Origin of the sequence: Gilliamella sp. Occ4-3, assembly GCF_001690675.1 — a bacterium.
GTDB lineage: Bacteria > Pseudomonadota > Gammaproteobacteria > Enterobacterales > Orbaceae > Gilliamella > Gilliamella bombi.
The window spans coordinates 46,555-70,570 of record NZ_LZHR01000055.1 but is presented as its reverse complement, the minus strand read 5'-3'; the positions used below and the strand labels follow the sequence as shown (position 1 = coordinate 70,570).

The 24,016-nt window shown below is 34.2% G+C and carries 25 protein-coding genes and 1 CRISPR repeat array; of the genes, 13 read left to right on the top strand and 12 right to left on the bottom strand.

From position 1 onward, the window contains the following. Positions 1-170: 170 nt before the first annotated feature. From A9G44_RS06510 to flgL, 8 genes are all read left to right on the top strand, one after another. A complete protein-coding gene (locus A9G44_RS06510; RefSeq protein ID WP_065609921.1) occupies positions 171-983 on the top strand; it encodes a flagellin N-terminal helical domain-containing protein in 813 nt (270 codons plus the stop codon). Between the two features lie 150 nt (positions 984-1,133). Next, a complete protein-coding gene (locus A9G44_RS06505; RefSeq protein ID WP_238786462.1) occupies positions 1,134-1,883 on the top strand; it encodes an RNA polymerase sigma factor FliA in 750 nt (249 codons plus the stop codon). Between the two features lie 182 nt (positions 1,884-2,065). Continuing rightward, complete coding sequence (gene flhD, locus A9G44_RS06500; RefSeq protein WP_034909475.1) at positions 2,066-2,395, top strand: flagellar transcriptional regulator FlhD; 330 nt, start codon at positions 2,066-2,068, stop codon at positions 2,393-2,395. 13 nt (positions 2,396-2,408) lie between these two features. Beyond that, the gene (gene flhC, locus A9G44_RS06495; RefSeq protein ID WP_065609920.1) at positions 2,409-3,017 is read left to right on the top strand and encodes a flagellar transcriptional regulator FlhC; all 609 of its coding nucleotides are present in this window, start codon (positions 2,409-2,411) and stop codon (positions 3,015-3,017) included. Between the two features lie 51 nt (positions 3,018-3,068). Continuing rightward, a complete protein-coding gene (gene motA, locus A9G44_RS06490) occupies positions 3,069-3,956 on the top strand; it encodes a flagellar motor stator protein MotA (RefSeq protein ID WP_065609919.1) in 888 nt (295 codons plus the stop codon). Beyond that, on the top strand, positions 3,956-4,849 hold the full coding sequence (motB, locus tag A9G44_RS06485) for a flagellar motor protein MotB (protein ID WP_065609914.1): 894 nt from the start codon (positions 3,956-3,958) through the stop codon (positions 4,847-4,849). Before motA ends, motB begins: the two co-directional genes overlap by 1 nt. Positions 4,850-4,991: 142 nt before the next feature. Beyond that, positions 4,992-6,635, top strand: coding sequence for a flagellar hook-associated protein FlgK (gene flgK, locus A9G44_RS06480; RefSeq protein WP_065609912.1), 1,644 nt, complete (start codon positions 4,992-4,994; stop codon positions 6,633-6,635). Positions 6,636-6,649: 14 nt separating this feature from the next. After that, the gene (gene flgL / locus A9G44_RS06475) at positions 6,650-7,606 is read left to right on the top strand and encodes a flagellar hook-associated protein FlgL (protein ID WP_065609910.1); all 957 of its coding nucleotides are present in this window, start codon (positions 6,650-6,652) and stop codon (positions 7,604-7,606) included. A gap of 331 nt (positions 7,607-7,937) precedes the next feature. Here flgL and flgJ read toward each other — a convergent pair whose 3' ends face one another. Genes flgJ through flgB form a run of 9 tightly spaced genes read right to left on the bottom strand, consistent with a single transcriptional unit; the run spans position 7,938 to position 15,159 of the window. Continuing rightward, on the bottom strand, positions 7,938-8,963 hold the full coding sequence (gene flgJ / locus A9G44_RS06470) for a flagellar assembly peptidoglycan hydrolase FlgJ (protein WP_065609908.1): 1,026 nt from the start codon (positions 8,961-8,963) through the stop codon (positions 7,938-7,940). Positions 8,964-8,974: 11 nt separating this feature from the next. Then, positions 8,975-10,045: a flagellar basal body P-ring protein FlgI gene (locus A9G44_RS06465; protein WP_442902930.1), complete on the bottom strand. Its 1,071-nt coding sequence runs from the start codon at positions 10,043-10,045 to the stop codon at positions 8,975-8,977. 50 nt (positions 10,046-10,095) lie between these two features. Beyond that, positions 10,096-10,773, bottom strand: a complete 678-nt coding sequence (locus tag A9G44_RS06460) for a flagellar basal body L-ring protein FlgH (RefSeq protein ID WP_034909462.1) — start codon at positions 10,771-10,773, stop codon at positions 10,096-10,098. Between the two features lie 22 nt (positions 10,774-10,795). Continuing rightward, a complete protein-coding gene (flgG, locus tag A9G44_RS06455; RefSeq protein ID WP_065590612.1) occupies positions 10,796-11,578 on the bottom strand; it encodes a flagellar basal-body rod protein FlgG in 783 nt (260 codons plus the stop codon). Between the two features lie 29 nt (positions 11,579-11,607). Beyond that, positions 11,608-12,363 (bottom strand): flagellar basal body rod protein FlgF, encoded by a 756-nt coding sequence (locus A9G44_RS06450; RefSeq protein WP_065609905.1) that lies wholly within the window; start codon positions 12,361-12,363, stop codon positions 11,608-11,610. A gap of 14 nt (positions 12,364-12,377) precedes the next feature. Further along, complete coding sequence (flgE, locus tag A9G44_RS06445) at positions 12,378-13,589, bottom strand: flagellar hook protein FlgE (RefSeq protein ID WP_065609903.1); 1,212 nt, start codon at positions 13,587-13,589, stop codon at positions 12,378-12,380. 16 nt (positions 13,590-13,605) lie between these two features. Then, positions 13,606-14,325 carry a flagellar hook assembly protein FlgD gene (locus A9G44_RS06440; protein ID WP_034909450.1) on the bottom strand — a complete coding sequence of 240 codons (720 nt, stop codon included), beginning with the start codon at positions 14,323-14,325 and terminating at the stop codon, positions 13,606-13,608. 13 nt (positions 14,326-14,338) lie between these two features. After that, complete coding sequence (gene flgC / locus A9G44_RS06435) at positions 14,339-14,746, bottom strand: flagellar basal body rod protein FlgC (protein ID WP_065609901.1); 408 nt, start codon at positions 14,744-14,746, stop codon at positions 14,339-14,341. Between the two features lie 2 nt (positions 14,747-14,748). Continuing rightward, positions 14,749-15,159 carry a flagellar basal body rod protein FlgB gene (gene flgB / locus A9G44_RS06430; protein WP_034909444.1) on the bottom strand — a complete coding sequence of 137 codons (411 nt, stop codon included), beginning with the start codon at positions 15,157-15,159 and terminating at the stop codon, positions 14,749-14,751. 151 nt (positions 15,160-15,310) lie between these two features. On the opposite strand from flgB, the gene flgA reads away from it, so the two are divergent. The 5 genes from flgA to flhA all read left to right on the top strand — a co-directional run bounded on the left by flgA (position 15,311) and on the right by flhA (position 20,182). Then, positions 15,311-15,970 (top strand): flagellar basal body P-ring formation chaperone FlgA, encoded by a 660-nt coding sequence (gene flgA, locus A9G44_RS06425; protein WP_034909440.1) that lies wholly within the window; start codon positions 15,311-15,313, stop codon positions 15,968-15,970. Positions 15,971-16,048: 78 nt separating this feature from the next. Next, entirely contained in the window at positions 16,049-16,342 is a 294-nt protein-coding gene (flgM, locus tag A9G44_RS06420) for a flagellar biosynthesis anti-sigma factor FlgM (protein WP_034909437.1), read from the top strand. 28 nt (positions 16,343-16,370) lie between these two features. Further along, complete coding sequence (locus tag A9G44_RS06415; protein ID WP_065609898.1) at positions 16,371-16,805, top strand: flagella synthesis protein FlgN; 435 nt, start codon at positions 16,371-16,373, stop codon at positions 16,803-16,805. Between the two features lie 141 nt (positions 16,806-16,946). Further along, a complete protein-coding gene (gene flhB, locus A9G44_RS06410) occupies positions 16,947-18,077 on the top strand; it encodes a flagellar biosynthesis protein FlhB (protein ID WP_065609896.1) in 1,131 nt (376 codons plus the stop codon). A gap of 17 nt (positions 18,078-18,094) precedes the next feature. Further along, positions 18,095-20,182 (top strand): flagellar biosynthesis protein FlhA, encoded by a 2,088-nt coding sequence (flhA, locus tag A9G44_RS06405; protein WP_051634094.1) that lies wholly within the window; start codon positions 18,095-18,097, stop codon positions 20,180-20,182. Between the two features lie 162 nt (positions 20,183-20,344). Here flhA and A9G44_RS06400 read toward each other — a convergent pair whose 3' ends face one another. From A9G44_RS06400 to csy3, 3 genes are all read right to left on the bottom strand, one after another. Next, positions 20,345-21,268, bottom strand: coding sequence for a hypothetical protein (locus A9G44_RS06400; RefSeq protein ID WP_065609894.1), 924 nt, complete (start codon positions 21,266-21,268; stop codon positions 20,345-20,347). A gap of 614 nt (positions 21,269-21,882) precedes the next feature. Beyond that, positions 21,883-22,270: direct repeats of the CRISPR family, unit length 28 nt; unit sequence TTTCTAAACTGCCTATACGGCATTGAAG. A 137-nt stretch (positions 22,271-22,407) separates the two neighbouring features. After that, entirely contained in the window at positions 22,408-22,977 is a 570-nt protein-coding gene (gene cas6f, locus A9G44_RS06395) for a type I-F CRISPR-associated endoribonuclease Cas6/Csy4 (protein WP_065561650.1), read from the bottom strand. Positions 22,978-22,982: 5 nt separating this feature from the next. Then, complete coding sequence (gene csy3 / locus A9G44_RS06390; RefSeq protein WP_065605842.1) at positions 22,983-23,993, bottom strand: type I-F CRISPR-associated protein Csy3; 1,011 nt, start codon at positions 23,991-23,993, stop codon at positions 22,983-22,985. Between the last annotated feature and the right edge of the window lie 23 nt (positions 23,994-24,016).

The following is a 24,016-nucleotide window of genomic DNA, read 5'->3' as shown; positions in this document are numbered from 1 at the left end:
TTATTTAATAATATTATTTTAATTTGCAACTAAACTGCTACTATAAAAAAATAATCATCAAAAATATTAAAGTTCCCTGTTTTGTTACCGATAAGTTATTTGTCAGCAAGAATATTGAATTAAAATTAAATATCTTGTTGATTTTAATATTTATATTATTGGAGATAAAAATGGCACAAGTAATTAATACAAATACAATGTCTTTAATGGCAAAAAATAACCTTAACAATTCTCAAAGCGTTCTTAGTACTTCTATTGAGCGCCTTTCATCAGGTATGCGTATTAATAGCGCAAAAGATGATGCAGCAGGTCAAGCAATTGCTAACCGTTTTTCATCAAACATTAAAGGATTAACACAAGCTGCTCGTAATGCAAATGATGGTATTTCACTTGCACAAACTACTGAAGGTGCATTAAACGAAATCAACAACAACGTACAACGTATTCGTGAATTAACTGTTCAAGCGGCAAATGGTACCAACTCTGAAAGTGATTTAGTATCAATTCAAAATGAAATTGATCAACGTCTAGATGAGATTGATCGTGTTTCTAACCAAACTGATTTCAATGGTTCTAAAGTATTATCTGAAGATAAAACACTTAAAATTCAAGTAGGTGCAAATGACGGCGAAACCATTGAAATCAATTTGAAAAAAATTGATAGCACTGAACTTGGTTTAAATGGATTTAACGTATCTGATTCACCAACAGAAGATCCATTAAAAACAATTGATACTGCATTATCAAAAATTGATGCATTACGAGGACAACTTGGTGCGGTGCAAAATCGTTTCGAATCAACAGTAACCAACATTAACAATACTGTAAATAACCTAAGTTCTGCACGTAGCCGTATTGAAGATGCGGATTATGCAACAGAAGTATCAAACATGACTCGAGGTCAAATTTTACAACAAGCAGGTACTTCAGTATTAGCACAAGCTAACCAAGTACCTCAATCTGTACTTTCTTTATTACAATAATTCTATTTTGATTTTTAGTTATTTTAACTCTGTCATATAGTCATGATAGCCATAACGGCATTTTATAATGCGGTTATGGCTAATAATGATAATTAGCTATTTTTTAGCCCTTTATTCAACCCATTAAATTTGCTAACCATCGTCATAATAATGTTAGACATTTTTTTTAACATTGGTTCAAAAATGGATGATAGCTTATATAACTCACGCGGTGTAATTCACCAAATCGATTGGCAGCAATATATTCATTTGGTGCGTAATGAAGCTTTAAAATTAGCAGTTCGTTTACCTGCAACAGTCGAGCTTGATGATTTATTACAAGTTGGCTATATCGGTTTATTAGACACTATAAAACGTTATGACTCATCTCAAGGCAGTGCTTTTGCTACATTTGCCATACCAAGAATTAAAGGTGCAATGCTTGATGAGTTACGTAGCCGAGATTGGTTACCAAGACAAACTCGTAAAAAAATTAGAGATGTTACAACTGCAATTAATGAATTAGAACAGAAGTTAGGTGCACCCCCTAGTGATTATCAGATTGCTAAATACTTAGAATTACCTATAAGCGAATACCGAAAAATTTTATTAGATTCAAATAATAGCCAAATATGTTCGTATGATGAAATTCATAAAAAACTGGGTGATAACATTGATACCATTATTAAATGTGATGAAGATAATAATCCTTTTTCAGCGCTAATAGATGAGGAAATTCGTAACACAATTATTCAACAAATAGAAAGACTACCTGAAAAGGAAAAACTTGTTTTATCGCTTTATTACCAAGAAGATCTCAATTTAAAAGAGATTGGTAAAGTAATGAATATCAGCGAATCAAGAGTAAGCCAATTACATAGCCAAGCTATCAAAAGAATACAAAGTAAAGTTAATTTTTAGAAAATATAAAAAGGCAATTAAAATAAAGTGTAATTAAAAGAAAAAATAATTGAAATTATTTTTTTATTGACCTTTTGCATTTAAAAATGTAATTTTAAGCAAAAAAAAACTAATACTGTTTAATTTTACTAGTTATTCGTTTTTTTACACGAAGCAAAAACAAATATGAATTGGTGACTAAATTGGGAAATTTATTAGATGACGATATTCTTAAATGTATACATCATTTGAATCTATCAACACTACTATTAAGCCAGAAAATGATTGAAAAAGATAAAGTTATGGCAATGTATCGATTAGGTATTGACGAAGAAACTGCTGACATACTTAGCCGTTTAAACACATCTCAAATGTTGATTCTATCAGAAACAAATCAATTAACTTTTCAGTTGCGATTTGAAAATGCTGAAATGATGAAAAAACTTACTGAAGAATCTCGCATTGGTGATATTAAACAGATGCATACAGGAATTCTTTTATCAAGTTTGCTATTAGATTCAATCAATAAGTAGCTAAGGAACTAAGATGACAAGTACAAGTATTATTCAAAAATATGAGGAAACTCAACTCGCTATCAAATTGATTTCCCTAGGTGGAAGAATTCAAATGCTGGAAAGTGAAACCAACTTAAGTCGAAATAAACTTATCAAGCTTTATAAAGAGATTCAAGGCTGTCCTCCACCTAAAGGTTTATTACCGTTTTCAACCTCGTGGTTTATGACATGGGAACCGAATATCCATGCGAGTATTTTTTATAACGCATACTCTTATTTAGTTAAAAATGGTCTAAAATCAGGCATTCAAACTATCTTAAAAGCTTATCAACTTTATTTAGAGCAATGCCAATTTTCATCACATAAGGATAAACCTGTTTTAGGATTAACCAGAGCTTGGATATTAGTCAAATTTGTCGAAAAGAAAATAATGCAACAATCATGTTGTAACACATGTCGTGGACGTTTTATTACACACGCTTATCATCCGCAAAATACTTTTACTTGCAGTTTATGTCAGCCTCCATCAAGGGCAGATAAGAATAATAAAACACAAAAAGAAAACGACGAAAAATGCATGAAAGTGTTATCGAAACCAAGTTATTTAAATTTATCAGTTGCCAAACAGATCACTGCTTAAATAAATATTAAAGCAATTCAGCCGTTATTTTATGGAGAAAGAAGAAAGTCAATGCTAATAGTTATAGGATATATCGTAGTGATCGCTTCGGCGCTACTTGGCTATGTACTCAGTGGTGGTTATTTAGCCGTACTATTTCAGCCACTCGAATTGCTGATTATTGGTGGTGCTGCAATAGGCGCTTTTATTGTTAGTAATGAACAAAAAACAATAAAAGCCACACTTAAGTCTTTAGGTCAATTGTTTAAAACATCCAAATATAATAAGAATCTATATTTAACACTCATTAATTTTATGTATACCATTTTGACGAAGATTCGCCAAAGTGGAGGGCTATCAATTGAATCAGATATTGATAATCCGCATGAAAGTGAATTATTTAAACAATATCCACTTATTTTAGCTAATCCAAGAATTTGTGATTTTATCACTGATTACTTACGTCTTATGATTAGTGGCAATATGGATGTATTTGAAATAGAAACACTGATGAGTGAAGAAATTGAAACATTTGTCCACGAACTTGAAAAACCTGTAGATGCCATTTCAGGAATTGGTGATGGCCTACCTGCATTTGGGATCGTCGCTGCTGTAATGGGCGTAATTAATACACTTGCTCAAGCTGATAGACCAGCAAGTGAACTCGGTGAGCTTATCGCCCATGCTATGGTTGGGACTTTTTTAGGAATTTTGCTTGCTTATGGTTTTGTTTCGCCATTAGCTGCTTTATTAAAACAAAGAAACGCCGATACAGTGAAAGTTCTAGAATGTACCAAAGTAATACTTATTGCCAGTATGCATGATTATGCTCCACAAATTTGTATTGAATTTGGGCGAAAAACGTTATTTTCTCATGAAAGGCCATCATTCTTTGAATTAGAAAAATACATACAAGAAGTTAAAGACAAAAAATCTAATCAAAATGAAAATAAAGAATAATGAAAGATAAATCTGTAAGAATAATTATAAAGAAAAAATCAGGACATGGCGGTGGACATCATGGCGGTTCGTGGAAAATCGCCTATGCCGACTTTATGACCGCAATGATGGCACTATTTTTAGTCATGTGGTTAATTTCTACATCTACCCCTCAAGAACTGAAAGGTATTGCTGAATACTTTAGAACCCCTTTAATTCTTGGCTACAATGGCGGTAAAAATATTAGCGATAGTGAAAGTCCGATTCCTGGTGGCGGTGATGATGTTAGTAAACAACTTGGTGAAGAAAAAAGCTATCATTTTACCCAATCACAAAATGAAGTTGAGAAACAGCAACTTGAAAAAATACAGATGATTGAAGCGGCACGTAAAATTTATGATATTTTTGAAATTGATGAACGCCTAAAGAAATTAGCACCTAATCTTATTATTGAATTAACTGAAATGGGGTTACGGATTCAAATTTTAGCTTCAGATGATAAACCCATGTTTGATGTTGGTAGTACAACCATTGATCCTAATATGCAAGAAATTCTGCATGCATTAGCGCCGATTATCAATTCCTTACCAAATAAAATCACCTTGTCAGGCCATACTGATGAACGCCAATATACAACAGGTGATAGAGGATATAGCAATTGGGAACTATCGGCAGATAGAGCTAATTCATCAAGAAGAGAGCTTATAGCTGGTGGATTAGACTCAAATAAAATTATTCGAATTATTGCACTTGCCGATACAGTGAATTTAAACAATCCTAATTACAGTAAAGATGCTAATCGCCGTATCAGTATCTTAATTTTGAATAAAATAGCACAACAGTATATTGAAGAAGAAAATAACATGACCGGAACCGATTTTTTAAGACAATCACAACAGACCAAATCAGAATAAATTCATTTTTGAAAAAATGAATTTATTTGAAAACTTTTTTAAAACACGCACAACAATTATTAAAGTTTTGTGAATTTAACCCGATATAAAAAAGACTTATTTTAATTGATATTATGAACTCAAACTATATTGAGAGGATTTTATGGCGAATTCATTAATGAATACTGGTATTAGTGGGTTAAATGCAGCACAAAATATGCTGAATGTAATAAGCAATAATATTAGTAATGCTCATACAACTGGTTACAATCGTCAACAACAAATTTTACGCCAAGCAAATGGAACTCAGCATAGTTTTGGGTTTGTCGGTAACGGTGTTTGTGTATCATCTGTTAATCGCGCTTTTAATAATTTTGTTGTAGGACAACTACGGCAATCACAATCACAAAATGGTTCTATCAAAGCTTATTATAATGAATTATCTAAAGTAGATAATCTGTTAGCAGAGAATGACAATAGTATTTCATCTCAAATTAATAATCTTTTTGCCAGTTTAAATAAACTTGCATCCAATGCTAGTGATGCATCGACAAAACAAACTGTTATTAGTGATCTGACATCTTTAACTAGCCAATTTAATAAAACAGAAACAAATTTAAAGAACCAAATTGCCAACGTTAATACTGAATTAAATAGTAATGTTGATAAAGTTAATACCTATACTCAACAAATTGCCGAACTTAATCAAAAAATATCACAACTACAGTCGGTAGGCGGTGGAAACGAACCTAATGCATTACTTGACCAACGCGATCAGTTAGTCAATGAATTAAGCGAAATCATTGGCATTACCGTTACTGAACAAAATGGACAATATAATCTTTCGCTTGCTAATGGTTTAAATTTAGTTCAAGGCTCTTCTATTAACTTATTATCGGTACAACCTTCAACAGATGATCCTTCGTTAAATACTATTATTTATACTCATCCTTCAGGTGCAACACAAGAATTGACAAGCCAAAACATTACATCAGGTACGTTACACGGCTTATTAACCTTTCGTGATGGACCATTAACCGAAGCCCGCAATCAACTAGGCTTAATTGCATTAAATTTAGCAGAACGTTTTAATGAAGTGCATATGTCGGGTATTGATATTAATGGTAATCAAGGTGAAAAGTTGTTTGATTACAATCATCCTAGTTGTGTCACAAATACTAAAAACCAAGGTAATGCTTCAGCCAAAATTGAGTTTAATGCTTTGAGTGAAGTAAAAGCTTCTGATTATAAAATAGAATTTGATGGTAATAACTGGATTGTCACAAGATTATCTGATCATCAGCTAATTACTCCTGAAATCAAAGATGGTAAATTGTTTTTTGATGGACTGACCATTGAGATAAGTGGTAATGCGGTTAATGGAGATTCGTTTATCATAAAACCAGTTGCCGATATTGCTTCGTCATTACAACTGCTAGTGAAAGATGTAAATAAACTAGCAACAGGTATTAACGATGAAGAAAATGGCGCTGGTGATAATCGTAATGTAACCAAATTATTAGAAATCCAACATGAAAAACTTGTTAATGGTACAACAACATTAAAAAGTGCTTATACCCGCTTAACTAACTACATTGGTAGTGAAACTCAAACAGCAAAAATTTCTGCTCAATCAAGCAAAAATATAACTCAACAAATTTATGAGCAAAATCAATCGATTTCAGGGGTTAATATTGAAGAAGAGTATATCTCTATGCAGGTTTATATGCAGTATTACCAAGCAAATGCCAAAGTGATTGATGCGGCAACAACACTATTTGATACCATTTTAGGTTTAACTAAATGATTAAAGGATAAAAAATGCGCCTTAGCACAAACTCAATTTATCAAAAAAACTTAAACAGTATTTTAAACACCAACAGCAAATGGCAAAAATCGGGGTTGCATTTGGCAACAGGTAAAAAGATTTTAACTCCTTCTGATGATCCAATGGGAGCATCACAATCATTAATAATAAAGCAAGCGCAAGCACAAAATGAACAGTTCCAAGCAACACGCGAAAATGCCGATAAATCACTTAGTCGCCAAGATACGATCTTATCGGAAGCCAATACTGTTATCCAAGCAATTCAGGAAACATTGGTCTATGCATCAAATGAAACCTTAAATGAAGAAAATAGACTCGATCTTGCTAATAAATTACAAAGTTTAAAAGATCAACTTTTATCATTAGCTAATGCAAAAGACACTAATGGTAACTACCTTTTTGCTGGTAAGAAAAACGATACACCTCCTTTTGTAATGAATGAATCAGGTGAAGTGAGTTACGTAGGCGGTACAACTTCTATCAATGTATTAATCGATGACTCGCGAGAAGTATCGCTAAGTTTTACAGGTATTCAAGTATTTATGACTGGCTCAAATGTTAAAGAATCTGATGGTTCACCAGCAGAAAGTAACATATTTGCAAGTATTGATTATGCAATTGAGGCATTAAAAATAGATCTAGATTATGATAATGATGATACCCTTGAACAATTTAGATCTGGATTGTCAAAAGCTCGTCATGGAGTAGACAATTCTTTTAATAATATTTCGACACTTAGAGCAGAAGGTGGCTCGGTATTATCCGAAATTGACAGATTAACCACATTGGGGAAAACATTAGATATTGAATTTCAAACTCAAATCAGCCAACTTGAAGACGTCGATTGGTACGAAGCCATTTCAGAATATGTAATGCTACAAGCTAATTTACAAGCTGCACAATATACCTTTATGACTATGCAAAGTATGTCACTGTTTCAAATGAAATAAAGTTTTGTAACCTAATTTTATTTAAGCAATGTTTTTTACCCTAAGTTGTGAATCGACTCAAACTATTCATCCCACTCAAAGGAGGTTTACCACCTCCTTTTTTATTTTAACTAAAAAGTTTCAAAAACAATGTCATTATGCAATATAAACCATCAGTTTAAGCGAGTGACGCTTAATTATAAAAAATTGAATAAAATCAATACTCTACCTGAACGTTTTTTTATTGATTAATTTCTTATTTAATTCATAATTATTTGTTTTTAAAATTAATTTTATAATATTTTTACTAACAAAGTATTGAGCATTGTATTCAAACCGAGTAATTCTATTATTAATTAAATGCAATTTTCCTAAATCCTGATACAGTTGTTAACTGATTATTTTTTGCAATTTTTTCAATACGACCAATGATTTGAATAAGCTTATCACTATAATTTGGATCAGTTGCGTAATGTGCAGCTTGTAATTCTTTAGCAGCTGTTCTGGCATCTGGAGCTTTAATAACTGCATGATAACGGGGACTTTTAGTTAATAAATTGAGGTAGTCGGTTAATGCATGATGTTTACTATTATAGACTCTAAAATTATCTTCAATTTTCATCATTTTATTATTAACAAATTCATGTGTGGTTAAACGAGTTGAATTGCCATTCCATGACGATGTTGCTTTGACACCAAAGTAATTGTGGCTTGATTGATTATTAGCGGTTTTAATTTGCTTTTGCCCCCACCCAGTTTCTAGTGCTGCTTGGGCAATAATAACCTCATACGGAATACCAGATTTTTTAGCTGCTTGCCTAGCTGGCTCTAGCCATTCCATAACAAATTTTGTGACATAATCTTCGTTTACATTATCAAATTGTGTTTTTGATATTGCCTCGTTATGTTTAATTTCAGCTGCTTTGTTAGCATTATAGTTACGATATAGTATTTGCCCTAGCGCTTCAGGCGATAAATTAGGTGATGCATTACTAAATAAAGATTGAGCTAATTGCAGATTTTGCTGAGTATTGTTTGTATTAGATTGTAGGTTAACATTAATTGATGGTGAAACTTTATTAGTTAACTGTTTAATAAGCATATCTGCTAATCCAAACCCTTTACCCGCTGCTTGCTGTGTAATTTGTTGGTCAAACATTGAAGTAAATAGTTGTGTAGCAGACTGGCTAAATAAACCACTTTCAGGTACAGCTTTTCGCATACTTTGCATCATCATATTAATAAATAATGACTCAAACTGCTGAGCAACTTGCTTAATACCTTCAGCAGAGCCATTAACTACATTTCGCTTTAATTGATTAATATCCGAAAAATCATAAGCGAAGCGATTCAAAGATTGTCCAATTTTATTATTCATAAAGTCTTTTTTTAGATAGTTTCTAAGGAAGCATGTAAACAACCAGCTGTTTTTAGCGCTTCAAGTATTGACATTAATTCTGTAGGATTAGCACCTAATACATTTAGCGAATTAATAACATGATTTAAATCAGCACTAGAGGATATATTGTGTAAAGCCCCTCCTTCTTGCGCAACGCTAACTTGATTATCTGGTGTAACGGTTGTTGTGCCGCCTGCTAATGGGGTATTTGGTTGACTTACCTTTAATTTGTTATTTACCACAACAGATAAATTACCATGTGCAACCGCACAATTATCTAATTTAACCTTTTGGTTCATAACTACAACACCGGTTCTAGTATTTATAACGACTTTTGCTGAAACTGGCGTAGCACTAATTTCAAGATTTTGTATTCGTGAAAGCAGTTGTACTCGTGCACTACTTTCTTTTGGCATATGTAATGCTATCGTTGTACCATCTAACGCTACTGCAGTATTTTTTTGTAACCTATTAATTGCATCAGATATTTTTAAGGCTCGAGTAAAATCAAATTGATTAAGATGTAAATGGATAACATTTTGTTCATCTAAACGGGTTGCAAGCTCTCGTTCTATGGTTGCACCATTAGGTATAGTTGCCCCTGCAGTTTGGTTCACACTTACACTGCTACCTTTACTACTTGCACCCATTCCACCTACAAAAAGGTTACCTTGCGCAATAGCATATACTTGATTATCGACACCTTTTAGTGGTGTCATAATCAATGTACCTCCACGCAAGCTTTTTGCATTACCGAGCGAGGATACCACCACATCAATTTGTTGTCCTACTCGAGAATAAGAAGGTAATTTAGCCGTAACCATAACAGCTGCAACATTTTTTAATTGCATATTGCTCCCAGACGGTACGGTAATACCTAATTGAGATAACATATTAGTAATACTTTGAATGGTAAAAGGTGTTTGTGATGTTTGATCACCTGTACCATCAAGACCAACAACAATACCATATCCAACTAAGGCATTTTCTCTTACACCTTGAATGGTGACTAAATCGCGGATACGTTCAGCATGGCTCGCTGGTATCACTAATACCATCATAACGACAAAATAAACAAAAATACGCAATTTTTTTAACATAATGATACTCGTTAAAAAGGGGAAAGATTTAAAAATAGGCGCTGTAACCAACCCATCGTTTGGGCTTCATCAATGTATCCATTACCAACATACTCAATTCGAGCGTCAGCAACTTGCGTTGAGATAACAGTGTTATTTCCACTAATTGTTCTTGGATTAACTACCCCAAAAAAACGGATAAACTCGGTACCTTGATTAATCGCAATCTGTTTTTCACCAATCACTTTTAGATTACCATTGATCATGACATCTTGAACCGTGACGGTGATTGTGCCACTAAAGGTATTTTTAGCGTTAGCCCCGCCTGATCCCTTAAAATCATTATTTCCAGACATTTCAGTACTAGCTTTACCTCGACCGACTAACCCATCAAGAAATTTAGGTATCGTTTTTACCCCTAGATCCACCGAACCATTTCGTCCTGCATTAATCGATGAACTTTTACTAGCACTGACATTTTCTTGTAAAACAATGGTTAATACATCGCCAACATTACGCGGGCGACGATCTTCAAACATTGGTTGGTAACCATAGCTACTAGGCTGAGCAGCTTGATAAATTGAACCTGTCGTATTTACATTGTCTGGCAATTTGGGGACAACACTTGTTTCACCTTCAACTAAAGGCTTTTTAGGCAATTGTGCACAGCCACTGATAAAAAATGCTATTAAAATATAAAAATATCTCATTACCTTTAGCATATTGTTAACTTTACAGTTGATTTAAACGTTGTAGCATTTGATCAGAGGTTGATATCGCTTTGCTATTAATTTCGTAAGCACGTTGAACTTGAATCATATTCACTAGTTCTTCAGCAACATTAACATTAGACGTTTCGGTATAGCCTTGATATAAAAGCCCTGCGCCGTTTAATCCTGGCGTATTTTCCGTTGGCGCACCTGAACTTTCGGTTTCTAAGTAAAGATTTTCCCCCATACTTTCAAGTCCAGCATCATTAATGAAAGTATGTAAAGTTAGTTGCCCAACTTGGACCTGTGTTGATTGATTAGCTAATGTCACATTTACTACACCATCGCGCGCTACCGTCATTTTGATTGCATTGGACGGAATACTAATTGTTGGTTGAATTTCGTATCCTGCTGCAGTCACCAATTGACCATTTTGATTGACTTGAAAAGCACCGCTACGAGTATAAGCTTGTGTACCATCGGGTAATAAAACTTGGAAAAAACCTTGCCCATTAATAGCAATATCACTGCTGTTATCGGTTGCCTCTAAATTACCCTGGCTATGAATTCGTTCTGTCGCAACTGGACGAACTCCTGTACCAATCTGTAGCCCAGAAGGTAATGTTGTTTGCTCAGATGATTGTGCTCCTGGTTGGCGAACAGTTTGGTATAATAAGTCTTCAAACACCGCTCTTTGCTTTTTAAAACCATTGGTACTAACATTGGCTAAATTATTGGAAATAATATCCATATTCATTTGTTGTGCCGTTAAGCCTGTTTTGGCAATCCATAATGATTTAATCATTGTTATTCCTGTCTAATGTATTGATAAATTTAAGTTATAGATAAAATTTGGTTTGCTTTTTGTGCATTTTCATCAGCAGTAATAATTTCTTTCATCTGCATTTCAAACTGGCGAGCATGACTAATTAAATCAACCATAGCCGTAACAGGGTTCACATTACTCCCTTCTAATACACCTGACATAAGCTTAGCTTTTGGATTGTCTGGCATATTCTCACCACGTTCATTACGTGTTTCTTCCGTTAGTCGAAAAAAACCATCATCACCACGTATAATTTCATTATGCTCAAGATGAACTTTCTTTATTTTACCTACTTGAGCAATGGTCGTGGGTTTATCACCTGCACCTAATGCGGAAAGTGTTCCATCACTACTAATACTGATTTGAGATCGTTGAGGCACAGTCAAAACACCGTTATCACCAATTAATGGATTACCTTGTATGTTAAGAGTACCATTTTCGTCAATTTGAATTGCACCATTTCGCGTATAAGCTTCGCTACCATCGGCTAATTGTACTGCTAACCAGTGATCCTCAGTTAAAGCAACATCCAAGTTTCGACCAGTGTAATTAAATGCCCCCATCGTTGAATCAAAAGTAGGAGTTGTTGCTGTTACCATGGTTCGTGTAGGTGTATCATTCCCCACAACAGGAACTGCTTTCATCGTCGTTAATTGTGCACGAAACCCCACTGTGGATACATTAGCTAAGTTATTAGTAGTAATTGATTGCCGATTTAATGTCTGGCTAGCTGCTGACATTGCTGTATAAATAACACGATCCATAAATAACCTTTAAATTAACGCAAATTGACTAATGTATTTAGAATTTGATCCTGCGTTTTAATTGTTTGTGAATTAGACTGGTAATTGCGCTGAGCAACAATCATATTCACTAATTCCTGACTCATATCAACATTTGACGACTCTAGTGCACCGCTCACTAACGAACCAAATGTACCAGAATTTGCTCTGCCCAATACCTCGCCTCCAGAATTAATGGTTGATCGCCAGTTATTGTTTCCAGCAGGCTCTAGCCCATTAACATTAGCAAAATCAGCCATTGCTATCTGACCTAATAACATTGTTTGTTGGTTAGAATAGACACCATAAATAGAACCATCATCATTAATGCTATACCCAACCAAATCTCCTGGAGCATATCCATTTACAACAGGGTTTTTAATACTACCCAATTCTTTACCCATATTTTGTTGAGAACTTTTGGCTAATGATAAAGTAAAGCTATTATCAGCAGATCCATTTATCCCATTAATATTGATGGTCATTTCGGGATCACTAATCAATTTACCAGAAGAATCAAATTCCATTTCTCCCGCTTTTTGCAAACTTCCATTAGGATCACTGCTATCAAGATAATGAACATCCCATTGATTATCAGCGGTTTTAACGTAAAAGAGCTGAATATTGCGTTGATTACCAAGCGAATCATAAGTAGTAATAGTCGTAGAATAATTAAATGTATCAGCATCAAGCGCATTGACAGGTTGTTTTGCCGGAACTTTACTATTGGAATTTAAGTTTGTTTGCAAAGAAGCCTTGGTTGTCGCTGATGCATTTAGCATTTCTTGCGAAATTTTTAATGTATCTGGAGCTGCACCTTGCTGCACTTGAGGTGGTGTTCCAGTTGCAAGATAGCCAGTCAAATAAAGACCATCAGCAGAAATAATATTTCGTTCGGAATCTAATTGAAACTGTCCATTGCGGGTATAATAGGCTTGCCCATTACTATCCACTAAACGGAAAAATCCATTGCCAGAAATAGCCACATCTAAACTATTGTTGGTTGTTGTAGCTATCCCATCATTAAAGTTTTGCATAATCGCAGCCACTTTAACCCCCATACCAACTTTTGAGCCAGCATAGATATCAGCAAATGAGATACTAGCACTCTTAAATCCTACTGTTGCTGAATTGGCAATATTATTCCCAATAACATCTAATTGCTTTGATGCAGCATTCATACCACTCACTGCTTGAGAAAATCCCATCTGAACTTTATCTCCTTTAAAGAATTTGACGTACTTCGTCAATACTAATTGAACCAAGTATTCCTAAATCAAGTAATACTTTATTATTAACTTTACTATTGATAACACCATATACTACTGAATAAGATAATGATGTTGATGATACTTTTTTCCCGTCATAACTTGCATTAACTGAAAAAGTATAACTACCATCTAGTGCATTCGTCCCATCATTTAGCACACCATCCCAAGTGAAAGAACTAACGCCTGCTGGAATTGCGCCTAAATCAACTTCACGAACTACATTGCCATTTTCATCTTGAATAGTAATAATTACTGAGTCAGCTTCATGTACCAGCTCAAAACCAAATGGTGTGGTAACGGTTTCTTCTTTTGAGTCTGAACTTTCAGATTCTGAGGTTGCAACTAAAATTTTATTGCCAGGAACCATCACTCCCTTGCCAATCATATTACTGGCATTGACTGATAAACTATCATCAATCTGACCAGAAACCATTCCTAACGTTGTATTAAGACGTTCTATACCTGCTAAAGTATTGATTTGAGCAAGCTGTGATGTTAGCTGACTATTATCCATTGGGTTAGTTGGATCTTGGTTCTTCATTTGTGCAATTAATAACGTTAAGAAATTATCTTGTAATTCTTTACTTGAGTTACCATCAGATGCCGTTTTTTGTGTCGTTTGAGGTTTTGTTATCCCCGATGATTCTGAAACAAGAACATTAGCTATACCCATCAACCACTCCTTTTTATTGCCCTAATGCCAGTGTTTTTAACATTAAATTTTTGGCGGTATTAATTACTTCTATATTTGCTTGATAACTTCGTGATGCCGAAATGGTATTAACCATTTCGGCAACTACATCAACATTAGGTTTTTGAATATATCCTTTAGCATCGGCCAATGGATGATTAGGTTCATAAACCAAATTCATCGGTGAAGGATCTTCAATAACTTGCGACACTTTAACCCCTGCAATTGGGTTAAGTTCACCATTATCATCCACTTGAAAAACAACCTGCTTAGCTCGATAAGCTTTGCCTGAAGTACTAGTAATACTGTCTGCGTTAGCTAAATTACTAGCACTTACATTCATTCGTTGTGTTTGTGCCAATAATGCCGAGCCTGAAATTGCAAAAATAGAAAAACTCATCATGATTATCCTTGCTGTAATACCGCCATAATATTTTTAAATTTTTCACCTAAAAACGTTAAATTACTTTGGTAGTGAATACTATTATCAATAAAAGCTGTACGTTCTTGATCCATCTCGACCGTATTACCATCTGCCGCAGCCTGATAAGGTATACGATAAAGTACATCATGATTTGTCATGATTGGTGCTTTTATCTGAATATGATGATTTGAAGTGATATTAAGTCCAACGTTATTAATCTTATTCTGATTGTTAAGTGCTTTGCTTAGCTCAGCATTAAAATCAATATCTCGAGCCTGATAGTTAGGCGTATCGCTATTTGCAATATTTGCAGCTAATATATTTTGTCGTATTTCACGTATATTTAATGCTTGCTGATGAAAATTAACCCATGTATCTAATTTATCAAACATAAAATCATCCCATTTTTTTGATAATTAGAATTTTAAGCGAATAAAAAAAAAGTTATTGCGCAAATAACGATAAAAATTGCCCTTATTTCAAGATTCATTTCTTTCAATCATAAAGTAAAATCAGCTTATGAATAATTTAGAATAAATAAGCATGATTAAAATCGCAAAATTGATACTCGCTATTTTTATACTATTTAGTTGGAATAATGTTTTAGCAAATTCGCTTGATAAACAGATTAACAATTTAATATCACAGCAATTTGGTCATAAAGCGGACGACATTTTAATTACTTATCTTACTGCTAAACCGCAATTAAATTGTAAGACTCCAACACTCTCTTTATTAAATAAAAAAAAACAGTGGGGCAACATGACTATCAGTGCCCAATGCAATAATAAAAAAAAATTTATCCAGATTAATGTTGCTGTCAAAGGGAACTATATTGTAGCTAAACAAGCAATAAGTGCAGGGACGCTAATCAACGAAGATTATATACAGATACAATCAGGTTGGTTGGATAAACTACCTTCGACTGTTATTTTGGATGGAGTTGACGCAATTAATCATATAGCTTTACGAAATATTAATTTGGGTGAACCAATAAAAACAACAATGCTTCAAAAAAATTGGCAGGTGAAAGCAGGACAAATAATTAAAGTAATAATAAATGGAGAAGGTTATGAGATAACAACTAATGGTAAAACACTTAACAATGCTATATTAAACGATAAAATAAAAGTTAAACTAAATTCTGATAAAATTGTTGAAGGCACGTTAACTCACCAAGGTGTAATAATTTCCAATAAATAATATTAATGATTTTTTTATTATTGCCGATAATAGAATTATACAAATCACTTAAATCTTAAATTTGATTAAAGGTATTTTATGACTATAGATGCGACTAAATCCGTTACAGCCATAACAGGGCTAGTAAGCCGCGATGTAATTAACGAACAACAAAATACTCACAATGCATCTGTACAAACTAAAAACAGTACTAATGTAAGTACTAACGTGAGTATAAATCAAAATTCAATACACCTTTTACATTCAACCAACAAAGATATCGACGTAGAAAAAATTGAAAAAATAAAACAGTCCATATCCAACGGAACATTGGTTATTGATACACATAAAATTGCAGATAAATTAATTAAACAATTACTAGAAGATTTTTAAAAATAAGACAGAATTATAAGGATAAAAAATGTTAGCACTTAATGACATCCTAAATAAAATAGCAGAGATGTTACAAACAATTTCAGAAACTCTACAATCAGAGCAAAAAATATTAATTGAAAATAGTTCAACAAACCAGTTAAGTGAAACTATTAACAAAAAAAGCCAATTACTAATTCAACTAAAGCTACTGGATGAAGAACGCATAAAACTAAGTGAACAATTTAATATTCAACCGCCCTATAAAGAAAATCCTACAATCGAAGCTCTTTGGCTATCAATTACTGATACAACAAAATTATTAGCAGATATAAATCGTGATAATGGGCTAATCATTCAAAACCGCATGAATCTAACCCAGCAATCAATCAACTATCTTAAAAGTATTAAAAGTCCTGCTGTTTATACTAATAGTGGCTATCAACAAACTGAAATTATTTCGTCAAAACGAGCCAAAGTTTAAAAAATTAATATTTATTGACGGTAAACGCCATAAATACCCCCTAAAATGCCCTCTTATTAAGCCAACAACCCAGTAGCAATTAGTTCATACTGTTAGTATTGTAAATCTTTATTAAACTATAGCGTTTTATTTAACTTCATCATGGCTGACGATAGTGATCTAGATAAAAGCGAACACCCCACCGATAGCAAAATAAAAAAAGCTAGAGAAAAAGGGCAGATCCCTCGTTCTCGTGAATTAACTTCGTTATTAATTTTGTTAATAGGTATTATTTTATTTGGATTAATGGGATCACACTTAGTTAACCAGTTAACTACGATCATTAAAACAGCAATGAAGTTTTCGTATAAAATAGAGGATGATAAGTTAATCGTCTTCAATTTAGTTAACTTATTAACCGATGGTTTTTGGGCAATTGTACCCATTTTTTTTGGTCTAGTTATCGTTGCTATATTTGCACCACTTTGTGTTGGCGGTTTACTATTTAGCCTGCAATCAATTAAGCCTAATTTTCAAAAACTAAATCCGATATCTGGATTTGGTAGAATATTTAGTATTAGAGTTTTTTCTGAATTACTAAAAAGCATACTTAAAGTTATTTTTATTTCTATAGCTTCAACATTGTTTGTAATGCACCATTTCCCTTACATGCTTTCGTTACCCAATATGCATTTAAATAGCGCATTAACTAAAGCAATACAGCTAGTGATTCTTTGTGGAATTTTTAGTGTTATATCTTTAATACCCATGGTTGGTTTTGATATTTTCTATCAAATATGGAGTAATTTAAAGAAACTGAAAATGTCAAAACAAGAAATTAAAGATGAATTTAAAGAACAAGAGGGAAACCCACAAATCAAAGGGCGTATTCGTCAAATGCAACAGACTATTGCTAGACGCCGTATGATGAAAGATGTACCTAAAGCCAATGTGATTATTACTAACCCAACGCATTATGCCGTCGCTCTGCAATATGATGAAAAAACAATGATTGCTCCAAAATTATTAGCGAAAGGAACAAATAAAATTGCGTTACGCATCAAAGAAATTGCTAATGAACATAATATCCCCCAGTTAGAAGCTCCACCGCTTGCCCGTGCTTTATACCGTCATGGTGAAATAGGCGAAACAATACCAACCGAATTATATACCGCGGTTGCCCAAATTCTAGCGTGGGTTTATCAATTGAAACATTGGTATAAATATGGTGGCGATAAACCAATAGCGCCAAATAATTTACCCATACCTGAGTCATTATCCGTAAATAAATAAAGGTAATAACTAGTCTTATGATTAAATCTAAACTACTTAATTTATTATCAACCAATACATTAAAAAATGGGCATTATCAAGTCTTAGCTGGACCATTGCTAATTTTATTGATTCTTTCGATGATGGTATTACCACTACCTGCATTTATTTTGGATCTGTTTTTTACTTTTAATATTACATTATCAATTATCATCTTGATAGTAGCATTGTTTACTAAAAGAGTGCTTGATTTTGCAGCATTCCCGACCGTTTTATTATTTGCAACTTTATTAAGATTATCGTTAAACGTTGCTTCTACGCGGGTCGTTTTATTAAAAGGTCACACCGGTAGTGCTGCTGCTGGGCGGGTTATTGAAGCTTTTGGACACTTTTTAGTTGGTGGTAATTTTGCTATTGGTATTGTGGTATTTATCATTTTAGTCATTATCAACTTTATGGTCATCACCAAAGGAGCAGGTAGAATAGCTGAAGTGGGTGCACGCTTTGCGTTAGATGGTATGCCCGGAAAACAAATGGCTATTGATGCCGATCTGAATGCGGGTTTAATTGGTGAAGATGAAGCTAAAGCCCGTCGAGCCGAAGTTTCTCAAGAAGCCGATTTTTATGGGTCAATGGATGGTGCCAGTAAATTTGTACGTGGTGATGCGATTGCGGGATTATTAATAATGGGCATAACCATTATTGGGGGGTTATTAGTTGGAGTTGTTCAACACGGTATGGCTTTTTCTGATGCTAGCGAAACCTATGTTTTACTAACTATTGGCGATGGTTTGGTAGCACAAATACCATCACTCATTATTTCAACCGCAGCAGGCGTTATTGTTACTCGAGTCACATCACAAGATAACATCAGTGATCAAATGATTACACAGCTTTTTAATAATCCACAAGTATTGATTTTAACAGCTGTCGTCATTGGTTTACTTGGACTAATTCCGGGTATGCCAAATTTAGTTTTTCTACTCTTTACTGTTATTTTATTAATCATATCTTGGTGGCTAACTAAACAGAAAAAGACAGAACAAAAAGTGGCACCCAAACAAGCTAATGTACAAGCAACCACGCCAGCTAATATAGAAGCAACATGGTCAGATGTTAATATTGAAGATATATTGGCAATGGAAGTTGGTTATGGGTTAATTCCCATGGTAGATCAAACACAAAATGGTGAGTTGTTAGGGCGAATTCGTAGTTTACGCAAAAAATTTGCTCAAACACTGGGTTTTTTACCACCTCAAGTTCATATAAGAGATAATCTTTCATTAGCACCTTATCAATATAAGATATTTATAAAAGGTGGTGAAATTGGCAAAGGTGAAATTGTTAATAATAAATGGTTAGCGATCAATCCCGGTAATGTAACTGAAACCATTGAGGGCATTCCAACAACCGAACCTGCCTTTGGATTACCAGCGATATGGATAGATGAAAGTAATAAAGAAAATGCACAAATATTGGGGTATACCGTTGTTGATACAAGCACCATGATTGCTACTCATTTTAATCATTTATTACAGCAATTTGCTAGCGACTTATTAGGACGTTTAGAAACTCAAGAACTGCTCGACAGAATAAAACAAGATATGCCGAAATTAGTGGAGGACTTTATTCCTGGTGTTGTTACACTAACCACATTTCATAAAATATTGCAAAACTTGATCGCTGAAAAAGTGTCAATCCGTGATATGCGTACCATTATTGAAACCATCTGTGAGTACGCACCAACCCAAAATGATGCTTATCAGCTACTAAGTATGGTAAGAATTGCTTTAGGAAGAGTCATCACACAACAATGGTTTCCTGGATCTGAGCCAATCAATGTAATAGGATTAAATATCAATTTAGAACGTTTGTTATTACAAGCGCTCCAAAATACTAGCAATGTTGAACCAGGGCTAGCCGAACACATTGTCGAGCAAATTAAACAAGCCATTCACCAACAAGAAGCTATCGGTGCACCACCAGTGTTATTAGTGAACCATGCATTAAGACCTATGCTTTCACAATTTTTAAGGCCTAACTTTCCTCAATTAGTGGTATTGTCAAATTTAGAAATCACCGATAATCGAGAGATAAAAATGAGCACGCAAATTGGCGCAGAATAGTTACTTTATAATACTAATAATGAAGTGTTTCAGTTAATAAAAACTAGAAACACTCATTTCTAAACCGCCTATACGGCGGTAAACAATTTTATGATAGTTAAAGTATCAAAATAGGTGTTTCTAAATATTGGCCTCGGCGACCTAAGGACTAGGAAATAAGGACTAAGGTCTGAGGTCCGAGACGCAAACAACATAAAAGCTGCCCATTGAGCTGCCCGTCCCAATATCGCCATAGGCCGAGTCCACAACGTACATGAAGGAAGTATTCTTATCATTTTCATCCTCGCTCGACAAGTGGTAGTTGAAGCCAAAGTCGGCACCTTTGTAGAAGTCCACGACGCCCCACTCGGAAAAAAAGCCGGCATCAATATGACGCATGTAATTATTATATGGCGAAGATGGGCTAGCACCTACAGCAGGAGGAAGAAGACCTCCGTTAACATTAACCGCGTTGGTTAAATCTCTGACCCTTGGCATATGGTAGCCTATATTATGACACCATTTTAACATATCATAATAAAAGCTCCTATCACCCCGATGGATGAACCACTGCTTCAACACAAATCCATATTTTACTACCTCAACGCCATATGTATCTCTACCCACTAACTCAAACGTTTGCGGTAACCTTGGCTTAACTACACTAGGTTTAGGATTGTCCCATCGATATCTTGCCACTGGACCTGTTAACTTAACACGTGCTACCCACTCTTTACAATCCTCATAAGGAATCCAACTGTCACAAACTACATCATTTGTCACTGTTGCTGTAATTCCCTCATGCGTGACCGGTTCCCATGTCAAGTCTCTCACATCTATTCCTGTTATAAGTAAATCAAAATATAAATTATGCGCTCCTGTAGTCGGGAAATTTAAATTGTATGATTCAGGATTGATTGATTGAACTAAAAAGCCCTTCTTAGGATTCCATATGTCAGCTGGGCCTGCGTATTTATCTTTACCCAAAATTAGATTCGGTCTTACATAATTGATAACTGGCTGCGACAGTTGTAGCATTATTGCATCACTACGATTACCCGTTCGAACCTTTTTGCCATTCGCCTGTACATTCCATAAAGAAGACAATAATAACAATACCAATACTAACGGAACTTTTCGGAATAATTTTGATAATAATTTGAGAAATAACTTTGAAGATATAAACGTGGCGGGGTTAAAAATCCAACTAGTGTGTTTATCTGATAAATTTAAGACATAGGTTTGCCATGTCTGGTGTCTGGTGTCTGGTGTCTAAAATGATAATGCATTACGGTTCACCTGTCAAGTAAATTAATGATTTATTTTAATTTTTATGTTTATTTGATTGTTTAATAAACTATTCCTTTAAGGTGTTAAAGTATAGCCATTTTAAAAAAACTTGGCTAGTTTTTTATGCAATTTTTTAATTAGAATACGGTGTTAGGTTTTGTAAGCCTTAACTTTTGTGAATATCATGAATATTGGTGATAATTTCTAAACCAAGGAATTAGTGAATTACCTAACAACCAATGAACATATAATCCTTACCATGTTATGGGATGTATTACGCCCATAAAATCGTTCAGGTAGAGTATTGATTTTATTTAATTTTTTATTTTTATTAAAATCAACCAGTTATACAGAAATTTCTATTTTTATACAAAAAAGACCACCTACTCGATATTGAAGTGTCTACTATTGATGCACGTTTAACTTTACATTTTCTAAACTGCCTATACGGCATTGAAGGGTCTCCTAATCTTGATCCTCTAACTACCCTTTTTCTAAACTGCCTATACGGCATTGAAGTTGTTGGCAATGACAAAGGAAGAATATCGTGATTTCTAAACTGCCTATACGGCATTGAAGGATATGCAAGAGTCGTTAAAAATAAACGAACATTTCTAAACTGCCTATACGGCATTGAAGTGGCGTCATTTTTATTTTTGCTGATAGAGCTTTTTCTAAACTGCCTATACGGCATTGAAGGCACAATAGCGTGTTCGTCGTCAACTGGATTTTTTCTAAACTGCCTATACGGCATTGAAGAATAATGTCTATATAAAAAACTTAGGTAACGTTTTCTAAACTGCCTATACGGCATTGGAGTAGAATTTTATCTCAATAGGACCTTATTGTAAAAGAGCATACTGCACTTTTCCCAATTTTTACCCTTTTTTTGAGTCTATTTTAATATCAATAATAATCAATATGTTAAAATTATCCCCAAAAAAAGGGTTAATGATTTAAAAATCAGGAACAGTGGCTGTTTGGCTTAATCCATAGCTATTAAATGTGCCTTGCACTGGCTCTGGGCATTTTTCTTGTTTTAACCACAAAATAAATCTTTGACCTGTACTTTTACTATTCAAATGAAGATGTGGGTATTGCAAATGAACGCTTCCCCATTTTTCAACCATTTTATTTTTCACTTCAGGTGTCCATTTACCTTGTGCTGTTAATCTTTTTTCGGCACGTCTTAACGCACTCTGACCTTTAGGATTAACACGACTCAAATGCAAATAGCCTTTTATCGTTGCCGGTACTGTTGTGATAGGCATCAATAAAGCATAATCACTTATCGATGATTTTTGCTGTATATCTGCTTTAAGTTTTTGCAATTCCTGCTCGGTACCAAATAGGCGAATCACTCCGCCTAATGTTCGGTGCACATTGTAACAAGGAAAACTAATTGCGATATTTCCTTGTTGATTAACCAAGATTTGGTGAAGTGACTGCATGACTTGATTAATCACGTCCACCTCGGTTATCTCAATTTGCGAAATAGCTCGCAGCTCTAAATAGTGTGAGTGCATATAATTTACTCCTTGCCACTAGCACCAAAAACACCACCACGAATTAATACCGCAATCACATAATGTTGTTGCTCAAGCAATGGTTTTTCACCTTTTAATACCCAATTATCAAATAAGGTATAAAAGTCTAATTTCTGTTTTGGTTGTCGGAAAGCATGCCCCATTGATGTCACCGAGCCATACGGTTCTATTGCTATTGGGAATTGAGCATTATCGTCATACCAAGTATCGATAGTTCGAATTGCATTGCTGATTTTTTGTGAATGCATGGCGGCTTGTTTGTTCTTCTCATACAATACTTTACTTTTAGTTTTGCCAGTATCTAGAATTAATTCTTGTGACGGGTAGACTTCTTGACCTAAGCCCATTTTCAGTTTGGCTTCAACGTTAAAAATCACAAACTCTTTACCACATAATCCTGCTTCAATCAGTGTAGCAAGATCATTCACCGATTTATCATCATAATCAAATGAGTTTAGTTGATATTGTTTAACATCACTGACTTCAATCATTGGTTTTTTTTCATCTTTTCGAGTAATCGAAAGGCTAATTTGCTCTGCTGCCATACGGTTACGCCATAACCAACGGCCACTTAAGATATTAATAGCATAACGCTTAGCTAGTGCTGTCAATCCTTGCGTTTGAATATAACCCTGCGTTGTTTTTTCTAGTTCTTTTTGATATTCGATATCATTACATACTGATGGTTTACCTAAAAATGGCAACACTTTACAGCTCCATGTAACTACCAAAGTATCTTTATCGGCATCTAACGAAGCGACATCTACCGTTTGTAAATTTGGTTTTTGTATTTCAGCATCTAATTTGGTTGGATCGTTTGCCACTGCATTTTTAAGACGATTTGAAATAGTGCCTCGAACTGATTTTTCAGTAACTACAACAGGGGATAATTTATTGGTATCCGTACTACTTTGCTGTGCAAAAATTGCATCTGAAATATCAAAACTACGTTCAAAAGCAAGTACGCTTGCCGTTGTCATTTTATCTTTACTCATAATGTATTCCTTAATCTATAATT